The following is an 18709-nucleotide window of genomic DNA, read 5'->3' on the forward strand; positions in this document are numbered from 1 at the left end:
TTTTCACGTTTGCTGCGGTCTATGCCGAGCTATTAAAAGGCCGCCCCAAAACTTCTAGGGCGGCAATTTTTATATAACTTAAACCGAACGATTCACCAACATGGTCTTGATGTGACCAATAGCTTTCGTCGGATTTAATCCCTTAGGACAAACACTTACACAATTCATGATGCCATGGCAACGAAAAACGCTAAATGCATCATCAAGATCGGACAAACGTTCGTCTGTCGCTGTATCTCGGCTATCAATTAGCCAACGGTACGCTGCAAGTAGGCCTGCTGGTCCGATGAATTTGTCAGGGTTCCACCAGAACGATGGGCAAGATGTCGTACAACATGCACACATGATACATTCGTACAATCCATCTAAGTGCGCGCGCTCATCAGGGCTTTGTAAGTTTTCACGTGCCGGCGGTACATTGCCATCAGACACTAAGAATGGCTTCACTTTCTCGTAGTTATCGTAGAACTGAGTCATGTCTACAATCAGGTCACGAACAACAGGTAGACCAGGCAGCGGACGAATCACAATCTTGTCTTGGCCAGAAAGCGCAGACAATGGAGTGATACAAGCCAGACCGTTTTTACCATTCATGTTCAAACCATCCGAACCACATACACCTTCACGGCATGAGCGACGGAATGAGATAGTTGGATCTTGCTCTTTCAACAGAATAAGCGCGTCCAAAAGCATCATGTCTGAACCTTCATCCACCTCTAGGGTGTATTCCTTCATATAAGGCTTCTGGTCGACATCTGGATTGTAACGGTATAAAGAGAAATTCAGTTTCATGGTCATATCTCCTTAGTACGTACGTGCTTTTGGTGGGAACGCTTCACGATGGATAGGTTCCATGTTTACACCACGCTTAGTCATGCTCTCTGACTCTGGGTTGTAAAGAGAGTGGCATAGCCATTGCTCATCATCACGGTCAGGGAAATCGAATCGAGCGTGTGCACCACGGCTCTCTGTACGGAAGTTTGCAGCAACCGCGGTTGCGAATGCAGTTTCCATCAGGTTTTCAAGCTCTAGACACTCGATACGTTGAGTGTTGAACTCTGTCGACTTGTCAGATAGGTGTGCATTCTTCAGACGCTCGCGAATCGCCTTAAGCTCTTCTAGGCCTTCAGCCATTGCTTTACCTTCACGGAATACCGAGAAGTTGTTCTGCATACATTGCTGAAGATCTTTACGAATTTGCGCTGGATCTTCACCGTCTGTGCTGTTTTCCCAACGGTTGTAACGCTCTAGTGAACGTTCAATGTCAGCTTCAGTTGCAGGCTTAGCTTCGTCTTGCTTCTTCAGTGTCTCACCTAGGTGTAGACCTGTCGCACGACCAAATACCACTAAATCAAGCAGTGAGTTACCACCTAGACGGTTAGCACCGTGTACAGATACTGATGCAATTTCACCACAAGCAAATAGGCCTTGGATTTCAACATCAGTGCCATCTTCAGTTTGCTTAATAGCTTGACCAGAAACTTGTGTTGGAACACCACCCATCATGTAGTGACATGTTGGGATTACTGGGATTGGCTCTTTTACTGGATCAACGTGAGCAAAGGTACGAGACAGTTCACATACACCAGGAAGACGAGATTCAAGTGTCTCTTTACCTAGGTGATCAAGTTTCAGCTTGATGTGTGGACCCCAAGGACCATCGCAGCCGCGACCTTCACGGATTTCAACCATCATTGAACGAGCAACAACATCACGACCTGCTAAGTCTTTAGCATTTGGTGCGTAACGTTCCATGAAGCGTTCGCCGTCTTTATTGAGAAGGTAACCACCTTCACCACGACAACCTTCCGTTACCAATACACCTGCACCAGCGATACCCGTTGGGTGGAACTGCCACATTTCGATGTCTTGCATTGGAACGCCAGCACGAATCGCCATACCAACACCGTCACCAGTGTTGATGTGTGCGTTAGTTGTCGAAGCGTAGATACGACCAGCACCGCCAGTAGCAAGGATTGTTGCCTTCGCTTTGAAGTAGCAAACTTCGCCCGTTTCCATACAAAGCGCGGTTGTACCTAAGATTGCACCGTCTTCGTTCTTAACAAGATCCAGTGCATACCACTCAGAGAAAACCGTCGTTTTGTGCTTAATGTTTTGTTGGTAAAGCGTGTGAAGCAGTGCGTGACCAGTACGGTCGGCTGCAGCTGCGGTACGAGCCGCTTGCTCACCACCAAAGTTTTTAGATTGACCGCCAAAAGGACGTTGATAAATAGTGCCGTTCTCAAAACGAGAGAAAGGTAGGCCCATTTTTTCTAATTCGATAACCGACTCAGGACCGTTTTTACACATGTATTCGATCGCGTCTTGGTCACCGATGTAATCAGAACCTTTTACTGTGTCATACATGTGTTGTTCCCAATGGTCTTCGTGCGCGTTACCAAGAGCAACAGTGATGCCGCCTTGTGCAGAAACCGTATGAGAACGAGTAGGGAAAACTTTAGAAAGCAATGCACAAGATAGGCCTTGCTCAGAAATTTGCAGTGCGGCACGCATACCTGCACCACCAGCGCCGATAACTACGGCATCAAACTCACGAACAGGAATAGTCACTTACGCACCCCACAAAATAAACAGACCAGAGAAGAAATATCCAAGAAGAACTGCAACAACACCAACTTGAAGACCAACACGCAGTTTTGCGCATTTGATGTAGTCAGTTAGTACTTGCCATAGGCCGATCCACGCGTGAACCAAAACAGAAGTAAGCGCTAACATGGTGAAGACTTTAGTGAATGTTCCACCAAAGAATTGCGTCCAAGATGCGTAAGAGATATCACCAGAGAAAGCACAGAAGCTTACTAGGTAGATAGTGTAAAGAGTCATAATGATGGCAGTTGCACGAATCAGTAGATAATCATGAACACCATTACGACCAAAAGTAGAAACGTTGTTTACCATACTAAGATCCCCGCTAGTAGAGACAATACCGCTGTTGCTGCGAATGCAACCTTAGCGCTCTTAGCGCCAGATTCCAGCTCTTCAAAGTGACCTAGGTCCATAAGAAGGTGACGAATACCACCAGCAATGTGGTAAGCCAAAGCGGTTAAAATGCCCCACAGAATAAACTTCACGAAGAAACCATCGACAATGTCGCTAGCTTCCATAAAGCCTACTGGGGATGAGAGGGAAATGGATAGTAACCAAAGCAAAATTCCAATCGCGACAAAAGTTATCACCCCAGACACACGGTGTAGGATGGAAGCTATTGCTGTGATTGGAAAGTGGATGGTCTGTAAATCTAAATTAACAGGTCTTGTCTTTCTTTCTTTCACGGGCTTGCTCACTCAGCTCCATTGAGCATTATGGTCATTAAATAACCTTATGATATTGTTATGGACAAAATTTGATTGCTAACCTTCAAAATTTAACATTAACTTAACAAATAACTGAAGTTGAGCCTTAGATAATTGTAAAATAATTGTTAACCGCTCGATTAAGAAAGACACCTCACATTTCTTCTTAGCCTTGCATTTATAAGGTTTTAACCAAACTTTTCAGCGCCACTATACGGCTGGCAACATTCTAATACAATTGATGTAACAAATAATGCTACACAGACCAGATTTTTAACGAATTTAATGTAAAAAACACTAACAAGTGCACACAAAGCTGCAGAAAAATTGACTTTCCCACGTAAGACCAGTAAAAAAATGGCACATAAACATCCTGGACGGATTAAATAATAAACAAAGGAGATTGTTATGGCGGATAAGAAAGCTACCCTTCACATTGAAGGTCAAGCGCCAATCGAGCTGCCGATTACAGAAGGTGTACTTGGTACTCCAGTGATCGATGTTCGTACACTAGGTTCTAATGGTTTTTTCACTTTTGACCCTGGTTTTCTTGCCACTGCATCCTGTGAGTCTCAAATCACTTTTATTGACGGTGGAAAAGGTATTCTTTTACATCGTGGTTACCCAATTGACCAACTTGCCAATAACGCTGATTACTTAGAAGTATGTTACATACTTCTTTACGGTGAAGCCCCATCTCGAGCTGAGTACGAAAAGTTCAAGACTACCGTGACACGTCACACTATGGTGCATGAGCAAATTGCTAGTTTCTTCCACGGCTTCCGCCGTGACGCTCACCCTATGGCTGTAATGTGTGGTGTTGTAGGTGCTCTAGCGGCGTTCTACCACGACTCACTTGATGTAAACAACGATACACACCGTGAAATTGCGGCATACCGCCTGATTTCAAAAATGCCGACACTGGCAGCAATGTGTTACAAATATTCAATCGGTCAGCCGTTTATCTACCCACGTAACGATCTTGGCTACGCAGAAAACTTCTTACACATGATGTTTGCAAACCCATGTGAAGAGTATGAAGTGAACCCTATCGTCGCTCGTGCAATGGATAAAATCTTTACTCTACACGCTGATCACGAACAGAATGCTTCTACGTCTACAGTACGTCTTGCTGGTTCATCTGGTGCTAACCCGTTTGCATGTATCGCTGCAGGTATCGCATCACTTTGGGGCCCTGCTCACGGCGGTGCAAACGAAGCTTGTCTGCGTATGCTTGAAGAGATCGGTAGCGTAGATAATATTGAAGAATACGTTGCGAAAGCAAAAGACAAAGATGACCCATTCCGTTTGATGGGCTTCGGTCACCGTGTTTACAAGAACTACGATCCACGTGCAACAGTAATGCGCGAAGCGTGTCACGAAGTACTTAAAGAGCTAAACATCCAAGATCCACTACTAGACGTAGCAATGGAACTTGAGCGTATCGCTCTATCTGATGAGTACTTTGTTTCTAAGAAGCTATACCCGAACGTAGATTTCTATTCAGGTATCATTCTGAAAGCAATCGGCATTCCAGTGTCTATGTTCACAGTAATCTTCGCGATGTCTCGTACTATCGGTTGGATTGCACACTGGAACGAGATGCACAGCGATCCGACGAACCGTATCGGTCGCCCTCGTCAGCTATATACTGGTGAAGAACAACGTGACTTTAAAGCACTTTACGAACGTGAATAGTCGCTATAAAGCATAATGTAAAAAGGGGTTGATGTAAGAACATCAACCCCTTTTCTTTTCTACGAGATACAATCGACTCGTATCCCTCATCTCGCATCTGTTCTTAAACCGGATTATCGATATCGATAAACTCAACATCCAATCCATGCTCTTTTGCTAACCACTCGCCCAATGCTTTAACACCGTAGCGTTCTGTTGCATGGTGACCTGCGGCAAAGTAATGGATGTCTTGCTCACGAGCCGAGTAAGTTGTGCGCTCTGAAATTTCACCTGAGATAAATGCATCAATACCTTGAGAAGCCGCCAGCTCAATGTAATCTTGACCACCACCAGTACACCAACCTACCGTTTCAATCATTTTATCGGCGTTTTCAGGAGCAATATGCAGTGGTTTACGATTTAGAACATGATCAATTTTTTCTGAAAACTCAGCACCTGTCATTGGTTTTTTTAATTTACCAAACATTGCAACCGATTGTGGGTGCCCTTCCAAGCCACCTTCTACCTCAATATCAAGCAGCTCAGCGAGCTTGGCGTTGTTACCAAGTTCAGGGTGGATATCGAGAGGTAAGTGATAACCTAGAAGATTAATGTCATTCTTAATCAGAGTACGAATGCGCTTGCCCTTCATGCCACGAATCGCTTCTGACTCACCTTTCCAAAAGAAACCGTGATGAACCAACAAAGCATCGGCATTCAATTCTACCGCTTTATCAATCAGAGCTTGAGAGGCTGTTACACCAGTAACGATGCGCTTCACTTCAGATGCACCCTCGACTTGAAGACCGTTCGGGCAGTAATCTTTAATCTGTTGTGGCTGCAGTTTTTCGTTAAGTAGCTTTTCTAATTGTAAGTTATTCATTTTAATTTCCAGCTTACCTTTATAATAACGTCGTTATATCAATTTACGGGTAGAATGTCGAAAGCCCCAGGGCTATGTTTATAAAGAGCTATGTTTATGAGGAAGAGATGACAGCACTGCAACGTTTTTACCAATGGGTCATCGACTCACCACCATTACTAGAAATCAAGCCACCGATTTCTGATCTCACTGCATTCTCAAGCCACCAAGAGCTCGACGACGCACATACTTATGATGGTAATCCTAGATTAGGCTTTCTCTACCAACACTTATGTGAACAAGTCATCACTGCTTCGGATAATTATTCAATCAAGCACGATGAGATCCAGATTAATGTTGAGGGTAGAACACTCGGCGCAATCGACTTTATTCTCGAAAAAGCGAACAACCAAAAGTTAGAACACTGGGAAGTGGCGATTAAGTTTTACCTGCTCCACGAACAAACTTGGTTTGGCCCCAACTCTCACGATCAATTGGATAAGAAGCTCAAAAGGATGCTCAGCCACCAGCTTGGTATGTCATCTTCATCCGCTTTTATTGAGCAGTATCCAGAGATCGATGTCGACTCAAAACATCTCCTCATGCAAGGTCGTCTATACACCAACCCATTCTTAGAGCAAAACGTACCTACTGAATGTTTGGGCTACGACATTAACCCGAGCCAAGTAAACGGCTTTTGGTGCTATCAAAACCAAGCTCATCTAATCACTGAAGCGCTCTACCCTCTCACCAAAGAACAATGGGCGGCAGGTACGGATGATTTCAGCAGTCAGCCTATCACCGAGTTTGGTGATCGCTTCGTCCATGGGCAAACCAAGTCCGGGCAATTCTGGTTTGTGATGCCACAAAGTTGGCCACACGGTTAGTCGTCTAAGCTAACTCACTTACCTTTTCCCGCTTATTACACGCAACCAGCACAAATAAAAAGGGCTGATGTTTTCACATCAACCCTTCTATCTATTTAGCTTTTATATCCAGTAATCAAATTTCGATTACAGACCAGCCGCTGCAAATACTTGGTTCACAATCTCTTGAGCTTCTGCTTCGATTGCTTTCAGGTGCTCTTCACCCTTAAAGCTTTCACAGTAGATCTTGTAGATGTCTTCAGTGCCTGATGGACGAGCAGCAAACCAGCCGTTCTCAGTTGTCACTTTTAGGCCACCAATCGCAGCACCGTTACCTGGAGCGTGTGTTAAGCGTGCAGTAATTGCATCACCAGCCAGCGTCTCAGCAGCAACCATCTCTGGAGATAGCTTTTTAAGCACGTCTTTTTGTGCGCCATTTGCTACCGCTTGAATACGGTTGTACTTAGATTCACCGTGTTTAGCGGCAAGTTCTTCGTAGTATTCTTGTGGGTTCTTACCTGTCACAGCTGTGATCTCAGCCGCAAGTAAGCAAAGAATCAGTCCATCTTTATCTGTTGACCAAGGCGTACCATCTTTACGTAGGAAAGAAGCACCTGCACTCTCTTCACCACCAAAACCAAACTGGCCGTTGTAAAGACCATCAACGAACCATTTGAAACCAACTGGCACTTCACAAAGTTCGCGACCTAAGTCAGCAACAACACGGTCAATCAATGCGCTTGATACTAGTGTCTTACCAACAGCAACGTCTTTACCCCAACCTTCACGGTTACGGTATAGGTAATCAATACAAACCGCTAAGAAGTGGTTTGGATTCATCAAGCCTTTAGGCGTCACGATGCCGTGGCGATCGTAATCTGGGTCGTTACCAAACGCTAGAGCGTACTCGTCTTTAAGAGCCAGTAAGCCTGCCATTGCGTATGGAGAAGAACAGTCCATACGAACCACGCCATCTTTATCTAGAGACATAAATTGGAATGAAGGGTCAACCGCTTCACTTACCAAAGTAAGATCTAGATTGTACGCTTTACCAATTTGACGCCAGTAATCAATACCGCTGCCACCCAGTGGATCAACACCAATCTTGATGTTTGCTTTCTGGATCGCTTCCATATCAACGACGTTAACCAAATCAGCGACGTATGGCGCCACTAGGTCGACTTCTTTTACTAGCTCAGACTGTTTAGCCTGTGCGATAGGCGTACGCTTAACACCTTGCATTTGCTCAGCAATGATCACGTTCGCACGGTCTTCAATCGCTTGAGTCAATTCAGCTTCAGCTGGGCCACCGTGTGTCGGGTTGTATTTAATACCGCCGTCTTGAGGTGGGTTATGTGAAGGCGTGATAACAATGCCGTCGGCTTTTTTGTCATTCACTAGGTTGTGCGTAAGAATCGCGTGCGAGATACCCGGTGTTGGAGTAAAGCCGTTGTTTTCTTGAATAATAACTTCAACACCGTTCGCTACAAGCACTTCGATAACCGTAGAGAACGCAGGCTCAGATAGCGCGTGAGTATCTTTACCTAAGAAAAGAGGGCCAGTTGTACCTTGCTCGGCACGAACTTCAGCAACCGCTTGTGCAATTGCTAGAATGTGATTTTCGTTAAATGTTGATTTGTCTGCTGTACCGCGGTGACCTGAAGTACCGAAAAGTACTTTATGATCTGGGTTCGTAGCATCCGGTTGCTGTAAGAAATAGTTAGCAACTAAAGCCGGGATATTATGAAGATCTTCCTGCTGAGCTTTCTGCCCAGCACGAGGGTGCATAGCCATTTTTCGACATCCTTATATATAAAATTTAAAAACAAAAAAACCTCATAATATCTTCTTATCCATGGATATTATGAGGTTTAAATCAGATTTCGTTAAATTGAACCTGTTACTTTTTCTATCAATTCTGCTTGGAAACTCATGCGGCTCATAAGCTGCTCAACCATCTGTCTTTTGCGGCTTGTATTGTTATTAGTAATAACCCAAAAAGGACTTTGTGGAATAGCTTTAGGCTTAGTGGTGTTACCGTTTGCTAGCAACGTCGCTTCGTTGTCTGCAAAGTAAACACGCTTACGGCCTTTTACTTGAGTTGCTTCTGAAAAGCTTAAAGGGTCGATTTTATGCAGTGTTGATAACACAAGCATGAAACGATCAATGGCTTTCTTTAGTGATGCAAACTCATCTGATATTAGTAGTGAGCGCATTTCTTTAACGCCATCGAATTTCTCTGGAGTAAAGCCTACCTCTTTGCTAACAACGATACCTTTTGGCTCAACGATCTCTTCGATCGGAGCCATGCCTTGGCTATCAACCTGTAACAAGCGGCGCAGAATATCTGAAGCGCTTTCGCCAATACGTTCTGTCTGACCCGCAATAAAACGGTATAGGTCCTCATCAACCTCAATTGTTTTCATTCGCTTTTCACAATCTCAATGTTTAAACTCTGGGGGATTATAGCGAGATCCGCGCGGATACTCTACGTCAAACCCACCATGAATAAGATAAAAATGTCAGTACAGCTCAACTATAAAATTGAAGGTGAGGGTCACACCATTGTTTTGATCCATGGATTATTCGGTAATCTGGACAACCTTGGCTTGCTCGCTAGGGATCTAAAAGCCGATCATCAAGTGCTTAGTATCGATCTACGTAACCACGGCCAATCTTTCCATAGTGACACTCATGACTACCAAGCGATGGCGCAAGATGTCTCTCAACTGTTGAAAGATCTCGAGTTAGACGACGTCACTGTCATTGGTCACTCGATGGGTGGCAAGGTTGCCATGGCACTCACCCAACACCTAGAGCTACGTAAACTGATCGTACTGGACATGGCACCGGTCGCTTACACCCAAAGTCGCCATGATAACGTATTCGCAGGCCTTCAAGCCGTGATCGAAGAAAAACCAGAATCTCGCTCTGAAGCACTTAAAGTACTCGCAAAACATATTGAAATCGACGGGGTTCGCCAGTTCTTAACGAAATCACTGTTCAAGTCAGAACAAGGCATTATGGAGTGGCGCTTTAACGTCGCGTCACTACTTGCAAACTACGCTCACATCATTGGCTGGGAACCGATCGACAAAACCTCTGTCAAAACCTTGCTAATAAAAGGTGGGGATTCTGACTACCTCACGGCTGAGCACCAAACTGCAGTTCAGCAGCAATTTTCTAACGCAAAGGCGCACGTCATTGCCAATACGGGTCATTGGCTACACGCAGAAAAGCCAGCTGAAGTACTCAGAGCAATACGAAAATTCATCGCTTAAGCGCGCTTTTTCATGCAGATAAATGAGAGCTGAGTAATCACTGCAGATTAACTTTATCTCGCAACAGTGATATAGTGCGCCCAAGCAAAATTGGTATATAAGGTTCCCATGCTTTACGACTACATGAACATCATTGAATCTGTTGGTTTAGATCTCCTGTTTGCCGCGATTTTCTTTTTAATCGGTATGGCAATTAAGGACGTTCTCAAGCAGGGAAATGTTCCTCCATTTGGTCGTCGCATCGTATGGTTAGTACTTTTCCTTGGCTGTGCGGGTTTTATCGCCAAAGGGATAATCCAACTAAGCTGGGAAGGAACTGGGATCTAATGATTCTCTTCCGAACTTTATTACACCGACAACAGACAAAATGAAAGGTAATGATTCTATGGCAAGTGTAGGTCTCTTCTTTGGTAGCGATACAGGTAACACTGAAGCTGTTGCTAAGATGATTCAAAAGCAATTGAGCAAACAGCTCGTTCACGTTCAAGACATTGCAAAAAGCAGCAAAGAAGATATCGATAACTTCGATCTACTGCTGCTTGGTATCCCTACGTGGTACTACGGCGAAGCACAATGTGATTGGGATGACTTTTTCCCAGAGCTAGAAGCTATTGATTTCTCAACTAAGCTTGTTGCTATCTTTGGTTGTGGCGACCAAGAAGATTACGCAGAATACTTCTGCGATGCTATGGGTACTATCCGTGACATCGTTGAAGCGAAAGGCGGTACTATCCTAGGTCACACATCAACTGAAGGCTACGAATTCGAAGCATCGAAAGGTTTAGTTGAAGGCGATGACAGCCAATTCGTTGGTCTATGTATCGATGAAGACCGTCAACCTGAGCTAACTGATGAGCGCGTATCTAACTGGGTTAAACAAATCCACGAAGAGATGTGCCTAGCAGAGCTAGAAGACTAATTCTCTAGTGGTTGTTAATTGTTACAATTAATAACCATTATATAGATATGAAAAAACCTCCTTATGGGAGGTTTTTTGCTATTTAAAATCTATTAATTAGCACTCAGCTTCTAATGCTTCATCATCATCTCTAAATTGCGGCTTCTTTCTTACATAGAGGGTGCGTTGAATTTCTGAGACCACATTACCCTGCTTATCTTTCACGTGAATAATAAATTCAGGAAAACACTTTTCACCGAGCTGTGTCTGACGATAGATATCGTCAAGCTGCCCTTGGCTTATCTCAAAATCTGCATACAAGTCCGATTGCCCCGGCTTGATGAAGTTAATGCTCGCTTCTTTATCCCAAACATAATATCGCTCACCTAAAATTCCCATTAACATCAATGAGTAAACGGGATCGGTAAGAGAAAAGATACTGCCGCCATATTGAGTACGATTGGCGTTCTTATTCCACCAGCGTAGCTTAAGTACCGTCTTAACAACCCTAAAGTCAGCGCTAATGTGGGCTATTCGAATACCCGCTCCCCAAAAGGGAGGCCAAATATTAAGAGCAAATTTTACAATGTTGGGTTTATATATTTTTGCGAGTTGCTTATTCATAACAACATTCCATGTTCATATCAGAAACACCGTCACCTTGACTGGTCGTACCTCCACTATAAGTGAGATACTTCCAATTTACAAAACAGATTGTGATGTCAGTAAGTAACCCTTTGAAGTTCGTGGTTTATTGTTATGCCTGACTAAACTATAATGGTATTAATATTGAATTCTGTTAATTGCTGCAGATCATCAACAGGAAAGTATATGTCAGACAATAATCAAGCGCTAAAAGATGCAGGTCTTAAAGTGACCCTTCCACGGCTCAAAATTTTAGAAGTATTACAACAGCCAGACTGCCAACATATTAGTGCTGAAGATTTATATAAGAAGCTGATCGACCTAGGTGAAGAAATCGGTCTTGCAACCGTTTATCGAGTACTTAACCAATTCGATGACGCTGGCATTGTAACTCGTCACCACTTCGAAGGCGGCAAGTCTGTATTTGAACTTTCTACACAGCACCACCACGACCACCTTGTATGTTTAGATTGTGGCGAAGTGATCGAATTCTCTGATGACATCATCGAAGAAAGACAGAAAGAGATTGCTCAGCGTTACAACGTGCAACTGACAAACCACAGTTTGTACTTGTACGGCAAAAGCATTAGCGGAGATTGCAAAGGCAATCCAGACGCGCATAAAGCGAAGAAGTAATACAGAACGCTGGCTTAGGCCGGCGTTTTTTATATCATCACTATATAAGTACGAATATCCGATATTATTCAGACACAAAAAAACCGGCTCTAAGCCGGTTTTTTATTGGGTCGTTTTTAACAAACTAAATGCTCAAGCATTAAGCTTCAGTTTTACCCCAAGTATCACGTAGACCAACCGTGCGGTTGAAGACTAGTGCATCTGCTTTAGAGTCTTTCGAATCCACACAGAAGTAGCCTGTACGTTCAAACTGGTACGCTTGCTCTGCAACACCTTCTGCTAGGCTAGGTTCAACAAAACCATTTAGCGTAACAAGTGATTCAGGGTTTAGCGTTGCAGCGAAGTCATCAGCAGCGGCTGGGTTTGGCACTGTGAATAGACGATCGTACAAACGAATCTCAGCAGGCAGCGCTTTATCAGCAGATACCCAGTGGATAACGCCTTTCACTTTGCGGCCATCTGCAGGGTTCTTACCCAATGTTTCATTGTCGTAAGAGCAGAAGATAGTCGTAATGTTGCCTTCTGCATCTTTTTCGATACGTTCAGCTTTGATCACATAAGCGCCACGTAGACGAACTTCTTTGCCTAGAACCAAACGCTTGTACTTCTTGTTTGCTTCTTCACGGAAGTCATCACGCTCAATCCAAACTTCACGGGTAAATGGTACTTCGCGAGTTCCCATTTCTGGCTTGTTTGGATGGTTTGCAACAGTTAACGTTTCTACTGCATCTGCTTCGTAGTTTTCGATAACGATCTTAACTGGATCCAGAACGGCCATTGCACGAGGTGCATTTTCGTTCAGATCATCACGAATGCAAGACTCAAGTGAACCGAACTCAATCATGTTCTCTTGCTTTGTCACGCCAATACGTTTACAGAATTCACGAATAGAGCTTGAAGTAAAACCACGACGACGCAGGCCAGAAATAGTAGGCATACGTGGGTCATCCCAACCTTGAACTAGGTTTTCAACCACAAGTTGGTTCAGCTTACGCTTAGACATCACTGTGTATTCAAGATTCAGGCGACTAAACTCGTACTGACGAGGTTGGCAATCAATCGTGATGTTATCTAGAACCCAATCGTACAAACGACGGTTATCTTGGAATTCAAGCGTACAGATAGAGTGCGTAATACCTTCCAGCGCATCAGAGATACAGTGAGTAAAGTCGTACATTGGGTAAATGCACCACTTGTCAGCTGTTTGATGGTGGTGAGCAAAACGAACACGGTAGATAACAGGATCGCGCATAACCATGAACGAAGAGCTCATGTCGATCTTAGCACGCAAACACGCTTTACCTTCTTCAAAGCCACCGTCACGCATTTTTTCAAACAACGCTAGGTTATCTTCAGGGCTGCGGTCACGGTATGGGCTCGCTTTACCTGGCTCTTTTAGCGTGCCACGGTACTCACGGATTTGATCAGGACTTAGCTCGTCAACATACGCTAAGCCTTTATTAATTAATTCCACAGCATAAGCGTAAAGCGTATCGAAGTAGTTTGATGAGTAACAAATATCACCAGACCATTCGAAGCCTAACCAGCTTACATCATTCTTAATTGACTCAACGTATTCAACGTCTTCTTTTTCAGGGTTTGTATCATCGAAACGAAGATTACATTGTCCCTGGTAGTCCTGAGCAATACCAAAGTTCAAGCAAATAGATTTAGCGTGACCAATGTGCAGGTAGCCATTTGGCTCCGGCGGGAAACGAGTATGCACGCTACTGTGTGTACCATCCGCTAAATCTTTATCAATAATTTGGCGAATGAAATTCGATGGACGAGCCTCAGCTTCACTCATCTATAGCACCTCTATGTATTTAGTATTGTCAGAGAAAGTTATCTTTCGTCCCCAAGAAAACGGTCGCTTTTAGCACCGGTCAAAGATTGAAAGATCATTGTTGCTAATCATCCACAATTCTTTGCCTTTGCACAATAAGAACCGTCCGTTAATTGCGAATATTTCTGCTATTCGATGAAGAATAGAACGAACCGTGTTCAGTAGCCTTAAACAGCAGGCACAAAAAAGCCTCCCATGTGGGAGGCTTTCAATTTGATACTTACTTAAGAGTAACTTTACGTCTTAATTAAGTACTTCCTTTACTATGGAAGTTTTACATCAGATAGGTCTTCACCTGCACCGATAGCTTTCATTTCGCCAGCTACGATTTCAGCTAGTGGGCCTAGGATAACCTGTAGGTTGTTTTCACCTAGTTTTACCACACCTTTAGCACCTAGTTTCTTAAGAACAACTTCATCAGCGACAGAGCGGTCTTTAAGAGTTAGGCGTAGACGAGTGATACAAGCGTCGATTGAAGTTAGGTTGTCGTGACCACCTAGAGCTTTCAGGTATTGACGTGCAAGGTCGCCCTTTGGTGCGTCGCCAGCAGGAGCTGCAACAGCTTCGTCATCATCTTCACGACCTGGCGATTTCAAGTTGAAAGCGCGGATTGCGAAAGAGAAAGTGAAGAAGTATAGAGCACCGAAACCAAGACCGATTAGTAGTAGTACGAATGGTTTAGTTGCTAGACCCCAGTTCAATACGAAGTCGATAAGACCAGCAGAGAAACCGAAACCGTGCAGAGTACCAAACATGTTAGCAACTACTAGAGACAGACCTGTAAATACAGCGTGCATTGCGTATAGAGCAGGAGCTAGGAATACGAACATGAATTCTAGCGGCTCTGTGATACCTGTTAGGAATGAACAGAATGCAACTGAGAATAGTGCGCCACCAACTTGGCTACGTTTTTCAGCAGGAGCAGCTAGGTACATTGCAAGTGCAGCACCTGGTAGACCGAACATCATTACTGGGAAGAAACCGTTCATGAATACGCCAGCGCCTTTATCGCCGCCGAAGAAACGGTGTAGGTCACCAGATTTAACAGTTTCAGTCACTTCTTTAACTACAGTAGTGATTTCTGGAGTTACAGAGTTAGCGAATGTGAATGTGTGCTCTTGGCCAACAACTAGAGTTTTAGCCAGTGCTGGGTCAACACAAAGTTGAGTGATGTTAGCGAATGCGCCTTGACCAGCAACGATGATCTCTTGACATGTACCCATACCAAACCAGAAGTATGAGTTCAATACGTGGTGTAGACCTACAGGGATAAGTGCACGGTTAAGAGTACCGTAAACGAATTGGCCGATAGCGCCAGACGTTGATACTGCGTGAGCCAGTGCGTCTAGACCAGATTGAACACCAGGCCAAACCACACCAGACACAGCACCTGCAACAAGTGCAAATAGACCGGCCATGATAGGTACTAAACGTTTACCCGCGAAGAAAGCCAGCCACTCTGGAAGGCGTGTCGCGTGGAAAGCGTTGTAAGAGTGACCTGCGATGATACCTGCGAAGATACCGCCGAAGAATGACATGTTAACGTCTGCGTTAATTGTCGTTGCTGTAGCAGTTAGTACGAAGTAAGCAACTGCACCAGCAAGACCTGCTGCGCCGTTACCGTCTTTAGAAAGACCAATCGCGATACCTAGACCAAAGAGCAATGGTAGGTTACCGAAGATAGCACCACCAGCTTGCGCCATGAATGGAATATCAAGTAGATCGCCTTGACCTAAACGTAAAAGAAGCGCCGCAATCGGAAGCGTTGCGATTGGTAGCATTAACGCCTTACCAAGCTTCTGTGCATATCCTAGAATATTCACCAGTTGTTTCCCCCTATAGGATTTTTTAGAATTCGTTTGAGAAACTTATTTTAGTCGCTCAATTTAGTCCTATTCAGTGTATTCAATTAATTTTGCTCCGCAAATTAAAACCTTACCATTTGTGATCCTAATCACCAGTTTTTACCAAATCCAGAGGTTTTTGCTAGCGAGATCATAAAACTTATTTTATCATTCAAAAAAATGAACATTTATAGATAAAATCCAAATCTAATCATTAGGTAAAAAGATGGTATCTGCGGGCTTCTATTGCCGTATGAATAATCATTAACAATGAACCTAAATGTATAATAACGATCAGTTGTTCATATATTTTTCAACTACTTAAATAGCTTCCCATATTGAAGCCGTTTGCCCATAAAAGATAAATCGTTACGTAAATGATGCTCGCAAACTAAGTCCACATTTAGGTAACGAACGAATTTAAAAGATCTCACGAAATAAGGATTAGCTGACTATGTACGCGCTAAGTAACTGTAAAATTTACACTGGTAGTGATGTTCTGACCGATCATGCTGTTGTAATCGAAAACGAACTGATCAAAAAAGTCTGTCCTATCTCTGAATTGCCAGAGGGAATCGAGGTTCGCGACCTAGACGGAGCAAACCTAAGTCCAGGTTTCATTGACCTACAACTGAACGGTTGTGGCGGTGTAATGCTTAACGATGAGATCACTGCAGAAACCATGCAGATCATGCACAAAGCAAATCTGAAATCTGGCTGTACTAGCTTCTTACCAACGCTTATCACCTCTTCAGACGAAGATATGCGTGCGGTTATTACGGCAGCTCGTGAGTACCACAACCAGTACCAAAACCAATCTTTAGGTCTGCACCTAGAAGGTCCGTACTTGAACGTTGCGAAAAAAGGCATCCACAGCGTCGATCACATTCGTAAGTCTGACAACGAAATGATTGAGCTTATCTGTGACAACAGTGACCTTGTTGCAAAAGTTACATTAGCTCCAGAGTTAAACGACCCTGAACACATTGAACGCCTGCACAAAGCTGGCGTTGTGGTTTCTATCGGCCACACCAACGCAACTTACGCAGAAGCACGCCAAGGTTTTGAATCTGGTATCACGTTCGCTACTCACCTATTCAATGCAATGACCCCTATGGTCGGTCGTGAACCGGGCGTTGTAGGCGCGATTTACGACACACCAGAGGTTTACGCTGGGATCATTGCCGACGGTTTCCACGTTGATTACGCAAACATCAGAATTGCGCATAAAACCAAGGGAGAAAAGTTGGTATTAGTGACGGATGCCACAGCTCCTGCAGGTGCTGACATGGAATACTTTATTTTTGTCGGTAAGAAAGTATATTACCGTGATGGTAAGTGTGTTGATGAAAACGGCACACTGGGCGGCTCAGCTCTGACTATGATTGAAGCAGTTCAGAATACAGTTGAGCACGCTGGTATCGCTTTAGACGAAGCTCTTCGCATGGCTACGCTATACCCAGCTACGGCTATCGGTGTAGAAAGCAAGCTAGGTCGAATCAAAAAAGGCATGGTTGCAAACCTAGCTGTATTTGACCGAGACTTTAACGTTAAAGCGACTGTTGTTAACGGACAATACGAGCACAATTAAGTATGAATGGCGGACAAATAGGTAACGTAGACTTAGTTAAACAACTAAACAGTGCGGCGGTATACCGACTTATAGACCAACAAGGGCCTATCAGTCGTATACAAGTGGCTGATGTAAGCCAACTCGCACCGGCAAGTGTTACAAAAATTACCCGCCAACTTTTAGAGCGCGGCCTAATCAAAGAGGTTGCGCAGCAAGCGTCTACTGGCGGTAGACGCGCTATCTCCCTAACCACAGAAGTAGAACCTTTTCATTCTGTCGCTGTGCGTTTAGGTCGAGACTACATTCAAATAAGCCTTCATGACCTTGGCGGTCGTGAGTTGGCTTTCCAACAGCAAGACCTGAATTATTCAGACCAGTCAGACCTTACCCAAGGCTTGGTTAATAATTTGAAGGCTTTCATTGCTGAACACCAACCAAAGATCGATCAGCTGATTGCTATTGGTGTCACACTTCCAGGCTTGGTTAACCCAACGACTGGTGTTGTTGAGTACATGCCAAACACGGATATCGATAACCTGGCTTTAAGTGACATTATTCGCGACACATTCCATGTCGCTTGTTTTGTGGGTAACGATGTTCGCGGAATGGCGCTTGCAGAGCACTACTTCGGTGCAAGTAAAGACAGCCAAGACTCTATTTTAGTGAGTGTTCACCGTGGTACCGGCGCAGGTATTATCGTAAATGGTCAGGTTTTCTTAGGTCACAACCGCAACGTAGGTGAGATTGGCCATATCCAAATCGATCCGCTAGGCGAGCAATGCCAATGTGGTAACTTCGGTTGTCTTGAAACCGTAGCAGCAAACCCAGCAATCGTTGAACGCGTGCAGAAGCTGATTAAACAAGGCTATGAGTCTTCTTTAACAGAGCTTGAGCATATTACGATTCAAGACGTTTGTGACCACGCGATTAATGGTGATGAGCTAGCCAAGCAAAGCTTAGTTCGAGTAGGAAACCAGTTAGGTAAGGCTATCGCGATGACGATTAACTTATTTAACCCTCAAAAAGTTATCATTGCTGGTGATATTACCAAGGCACAAGAGATTGTTTTCCCTGCAATTAAGCGCAATGTAGAGAATCAGTCGTTAACGACTTTCCATAGCGGCTTGCCTATTGTAGCATCACAGATCGATAAACATCCTACGATGGGAGCTTTTGCCATGATTAAGCGCGCCATGCTCAACGGCGTGTTACTGCAGAAGCTTCTCGAAGACTAGAGAAAAACAATTCTGATTTTCCGCGGGCCGTG

General features: G+C 44.1%; 18 protein-coding genes. 8 read left to right on the plus strand and 10 right to left on the minus strand.

What is annotated here, in order from left to right:
* Positions 1-78: 78 nt before the first annotated feature.
* Genes OC193_RS11455 through sdhC form a run of 4 tightly spaced genes read right to left on the minus strand, consistent with a single transcriptional unit; the run spans position 79 to position 3305 of the window.
* Entirely contained in the window at positions 79-792 is a 714-nt protein-coding gene (locus OC193_RS11455; protein ID WP_010436773.1) for a succinate dehydrogenase iron-sulfur subunit, read from the minus strand.
* Positions 793-804: 12 nt separating this feature from the next.
* The gene (sdhA, locus tag OC193_RS11460; RefSeq protein WP_019820485.1) at positions 805-2571 is read right to left on the minus strand and encodes a succinate dehydrogenase flavoprotein subunit; all 1767 of its coding nucleotides are present in this window, start codon (positions 2569-2571) and stop codon (positions 805-807) included.
* A complete protein-coding gene (sdhD, locus tag OC193_RS11465; protein WP_010436768.1) occupies positions 2572-2919 on the minus strand; it encodes a succinate dehydrogenase, hydrophobic membrane anchor protein in 348 nt (115 codons plus the stop codon). It abuts the gene before it with no gap.
* A complete protein-coding gene (gene sdhC / locus OC193_RS11470; protein WP_019820486.1) occupies positions 2913-3305 on the minus strand; it encodes a succinate dehydrogenase cytochrome b556 subunit in 393 nt (130 codons plus the stop codon). Before sdhC ends, sdhD begins: the two co-directional genes overlap by 7 nt.
* A gap of 417 nt (positions 3306-3722) precedes the next feature.
* On the opposite strand from sdhC, the gene OC193_RS11475 reads away from it, so the two are divergent.
* Positions 3723-5012 carry a citrate synthase gene (locus OC193_RS11475; protein ID WP_019820487.1) on the plus strand — a complete coding sequence of 430 codons (1290 nt, stop codon included), beginning with the start codon at positions 3723-3725 and terminating at the stop codon, positions 5010-5012.
* A 103-nt stretch (positions 5013-5115) separates the two neighbouring features.
* Here OC193_RS11475 and OC193_RS11480 read toward each other — a convergent pair whose 3' ends face one another.
* A complete protein-coding gene (locus tag OC193_RS11480) occupies positions 5116-5874 on the minus strand; it encodes a Nif3-like dinuclear metal center hexameric protein (RefSeq protein ID WP_019820488.1) in 759 nt (252 codons plus the stop codon).
* Between the two features lie 107 nt (positions 5875-5981).
* Between OC193_RS11480 and OC193_RS11485 the strand changes: the two genes are divergently transcribed.
* The gene (locus OC193_RS11485; protein ID WP_048664644.1) at positions 5982-6740 is read left to right on the plus strand and encodes a DUF1853 family protein; all 759 of its coding nucleotides are present in this window, start codon (positions 5982-5984) and stop codon (positions 6738-6740) included.
* A 126-nt stretch (positions 6741-6866) separates the two neighbouring features.
* On the opposite strand, the gene pgm is transcribed toward OC193_RS11485, so the two are convergent.
* Positions 6867-8513 carry a phosphoglucomutase (alpha-D-glucose-1,6-bisphosphate-dependent) gene (gene pgm, locus OC193_RS11490; protein ID WP_048606461.1) on the minus strand — a complete coding sequence of 549 codons (1647 nt, stop codon included), beginning with the start codon at positions 8511-8513 and terminating at the stop codon, positions 6867-6869.
* Between the two features lie 92 nt (positions 8514-8605).
* Complete coding sequence (seqA, locus tag OC193_RS11495) at positions 8606-9145, minus strand: replication initiation negative regulator SeqA (protein ID WP_019820493.1); 540 nt, start codon at positions 9143-9145, stop codon at positions 8606-8608.
* Between the two features lie 93 nt (positions 9146-9238).
* On the opposite strand from seqA, the gene OC193_RS11500 reads away from it, so the two are divergent.
* The 3 genes from OC193_RS11500 to fldA all read left to right on the plus strand — a co-directional run bounded on the left by OC193_RS11500 (position 9239) and on the right by fldA (position 10919).
* Positions 9239-10000, plus strand: a complete 762-nt coding sequence (locus tag OC193_RS11500) for an alpha/beta fold hydrolase (RefSeq protein ID WP_048660854.1) — start codon at positions 9239-9241, stop codon at positions 9998-10000.
* Between the two features lie 108 nt (positions 10001-10108).
* Positions 10109-10327, plus strand: a complete 219-nt coding sequence (locus OC193_RS11505; protein ID WP_004737900.1) for a DUF2788 domain-containing protein — start codon at positions 10109-10111, stop codon at positions 10325-10327.
* A gap of 58 nt (positions 10328-10385) precedes the next feature.
* Positions 10386-10919 (plus strand): flavodoxin FldA, encoded by a 534-nt coding sequence (gene fldA, locus OC193_RS11510; protein WP_010436745.1) that lies wholly within the window; start codon positions 10386-10388, stop codon positions 10917-10919.
* A 96-nt stretch (positions 10920-11015) separates the two neighbouring features.
* Here fldA and OC193_RS11515 read toward each other — a convergent pair whose 3' ends face one another.
* The gene (locus OC193_RS11515; protein ID WP_019820496.1) at positions 11016-11522 is read right to left on the minus strand and encodes a DUF4442 domain-containing protein; all 507 of its coding nucleotides are present in this window, start codon (positions 11520-11522) and stop codon (positions 11016-11018) included.
* A gap of 207 nt (positions 11523-11729) precedes the next feature.
* Here OC193_RS11515 and fcrX point away from each other — a divergent pair, with 207 nt between their 5' ends.
* A complete protein-coding gene (fcrX, locus tag OC193_RS11520) occupies positions 11730-12179 on the plus strand; it encodes a ferric iron uptake transcriptional regulator FcrX (RefSeq protein ID WP_048606469.1) in 450 nt (149 codons plus the stop codon).
* 139 nt (positions 12180-12318) lie between these two features.
* Here fcrX and glnS read toward each other — a convergent pair whose 3' ends face one another.
* Positions 12319-13986: a glutamine--tRNA ligase gene (gene glnS, locus OC193_RS11525; RefSeq protein ID WP_048664646.1), complete on the minus strand. Its 1668-nt coding sequence runs from the start codon at positions 13984-13986 to the stop codon at positions 12319-12321.
* Positions 13987-14288: 302 nt separating this feature from the next.
* A complete protein-coding gene (gene nagE / locus OC193_RS11530; protein WP_230682295.1) occupies positions 14289-15806 on the minus strand; it encodes an N-acetylglucosamine-specific PTS transporter subunit IIBC in 1518 nt (505 codons plus the stop codon).
* Positions 15807-16323: 517 nt separating this feature from the next.
* Between nagE and nagA the strand changes: the two genes are divergently transcribed.
* Entirely contained in the window at positions 16324-17460 is a 1137-nt protein-coding gene (gene nagA, locus OC193_RS11535; protein ID WP_048664648.1) for an N-acetylglucosamine-6-phosphate deacetylase, read from the plus strand.
* Between the two features lie 2 nt (positions 17461-17462).
* Entirely contained in the window at positions 17463-18677 is a 1215-nt protein-coding gene (gene nagC, locus OC193_RS11540; protein WP_017062194.1) for a DNA-binding transcriptional regulator NagC, read from the plus strand.
* The last annotated feature ends 32 nt before the right edge of the window (positions 18678-18709 follow it).

Source organism: Vibrio crassostreae, assembly GCF_024347415.1.
GTDB classification, from domain to species: domain Bacteria; phylum Pseudomonadota; class Gammaproteobacteria; order Enterobacterales; family Vibrionaceae; genus Vibrio; species Vibrio crassostreae.

Bases quoted from the DNA above. Each gene is read 5' to 3' on its own strand.
- fldA (WP_010436745.1), top strand. From the start codon at position 10,386: ATGGCAAGTGTAGGTCTCTTCTTTGGTAGCGATACAGGTAACACTGAA.
- OC193_RS11475 (WP_019820487.1), top strand. From the start codon at position 3,723: ATGGCGGATAAGAAAGCTACCCTTCACATTGAAGGTCAAGCGCCAATC.
- nagE (WP_230682295.1), bottom strand. From the start codon at position 15,806: ATGCTACCAATCGCAACGCTTCCGATTGCGGCGCTTCTTTTACGTTTA.
- sdhD (WP_010436768.1), bottom strand. From the start codon at position 2,919: ATGGTAAACAACGTTTCTACTTTTGGTCGTAATGGTGTTCATGATTAT.
- nagA (WP_048664648.1), top strand. From the start codon at position 16,324: ATGTACGCGCTAAGTAACTGTAAAATTTACACTGGTAGTGATGTTCTG.
- seqA (WP_019820493.1), bottom strand. From the start codon at position 9,145: ATGAAAACAATTGAGGTTGATGAGGACCTATACCGTTTTATTGCGGGT.
- OC193_RS11480 (WP_019820488.1), bottom strand. From the start codon at position 5,874: ATGAATAACTTACAATTAGAAAAGCTACTTAACGAAAAACTGCAGCCA.
- OC193_RS11455 (WP_010436773.1), bottom strand. From the start codon at position 792: ATGAAACTGAATTTCTCTTTATACCGTTACAATCCAGATGTCGACCAG.
- glnS (WP_048664646.1), bottom strand. From the start codon at position 13,986: ATGAGTGAAGCTGAGGCTCGTCCATCGAATTTCATTCGCCAAATTATT.
- OC193_RS11500 (WP_048660854.1), top strand. From the start codon at position 9,239: ATGTCAGTACAGCTCAACTATAAAATTGAAGGTGAGGGTCACACCATT.
- OC193_RS11515 (WP_019820496.1), bottom strand. From the start codon at position 11,522: ATGAATAAGCAACTCGCAAAAATATATAAACCCAACATTGTAAAATTT.
- OC193_RS11485 (WP_048664644.1), top strand. From the start codon at position 5,982: ATGACAGCACTGCAACGTTTTTACCAATGGGTCATCGACTCACCACCA.
- nagC (WP_017062194.1), top strand. From the start codon at position 17,463: ATGAATGGCGGACAAATAGGTAACGTAGACTTAGTTAAACAACTAAAC.
- pgm (WP_048606461.1), bottom strand. From the start codon at position 8,513: ATGGCTATGCACCCTCGTGCTGGGCAGAAAGCTCAGCAGGAAGATCTT.
- fcrX (WP_048606469.1), top strand. From the start codon at position 11,730: ATGTCAGACAATAATCAAGCGCTAAAAGATGCAGGTCTTAAAGTGACC.
- OC193_RS11505 (WP_004737900.1), top strand. From the start codon at position 10,109: ATGCTTTACGACTACATGAACATCATTGAATCTGTTGGTTTAGATCTC.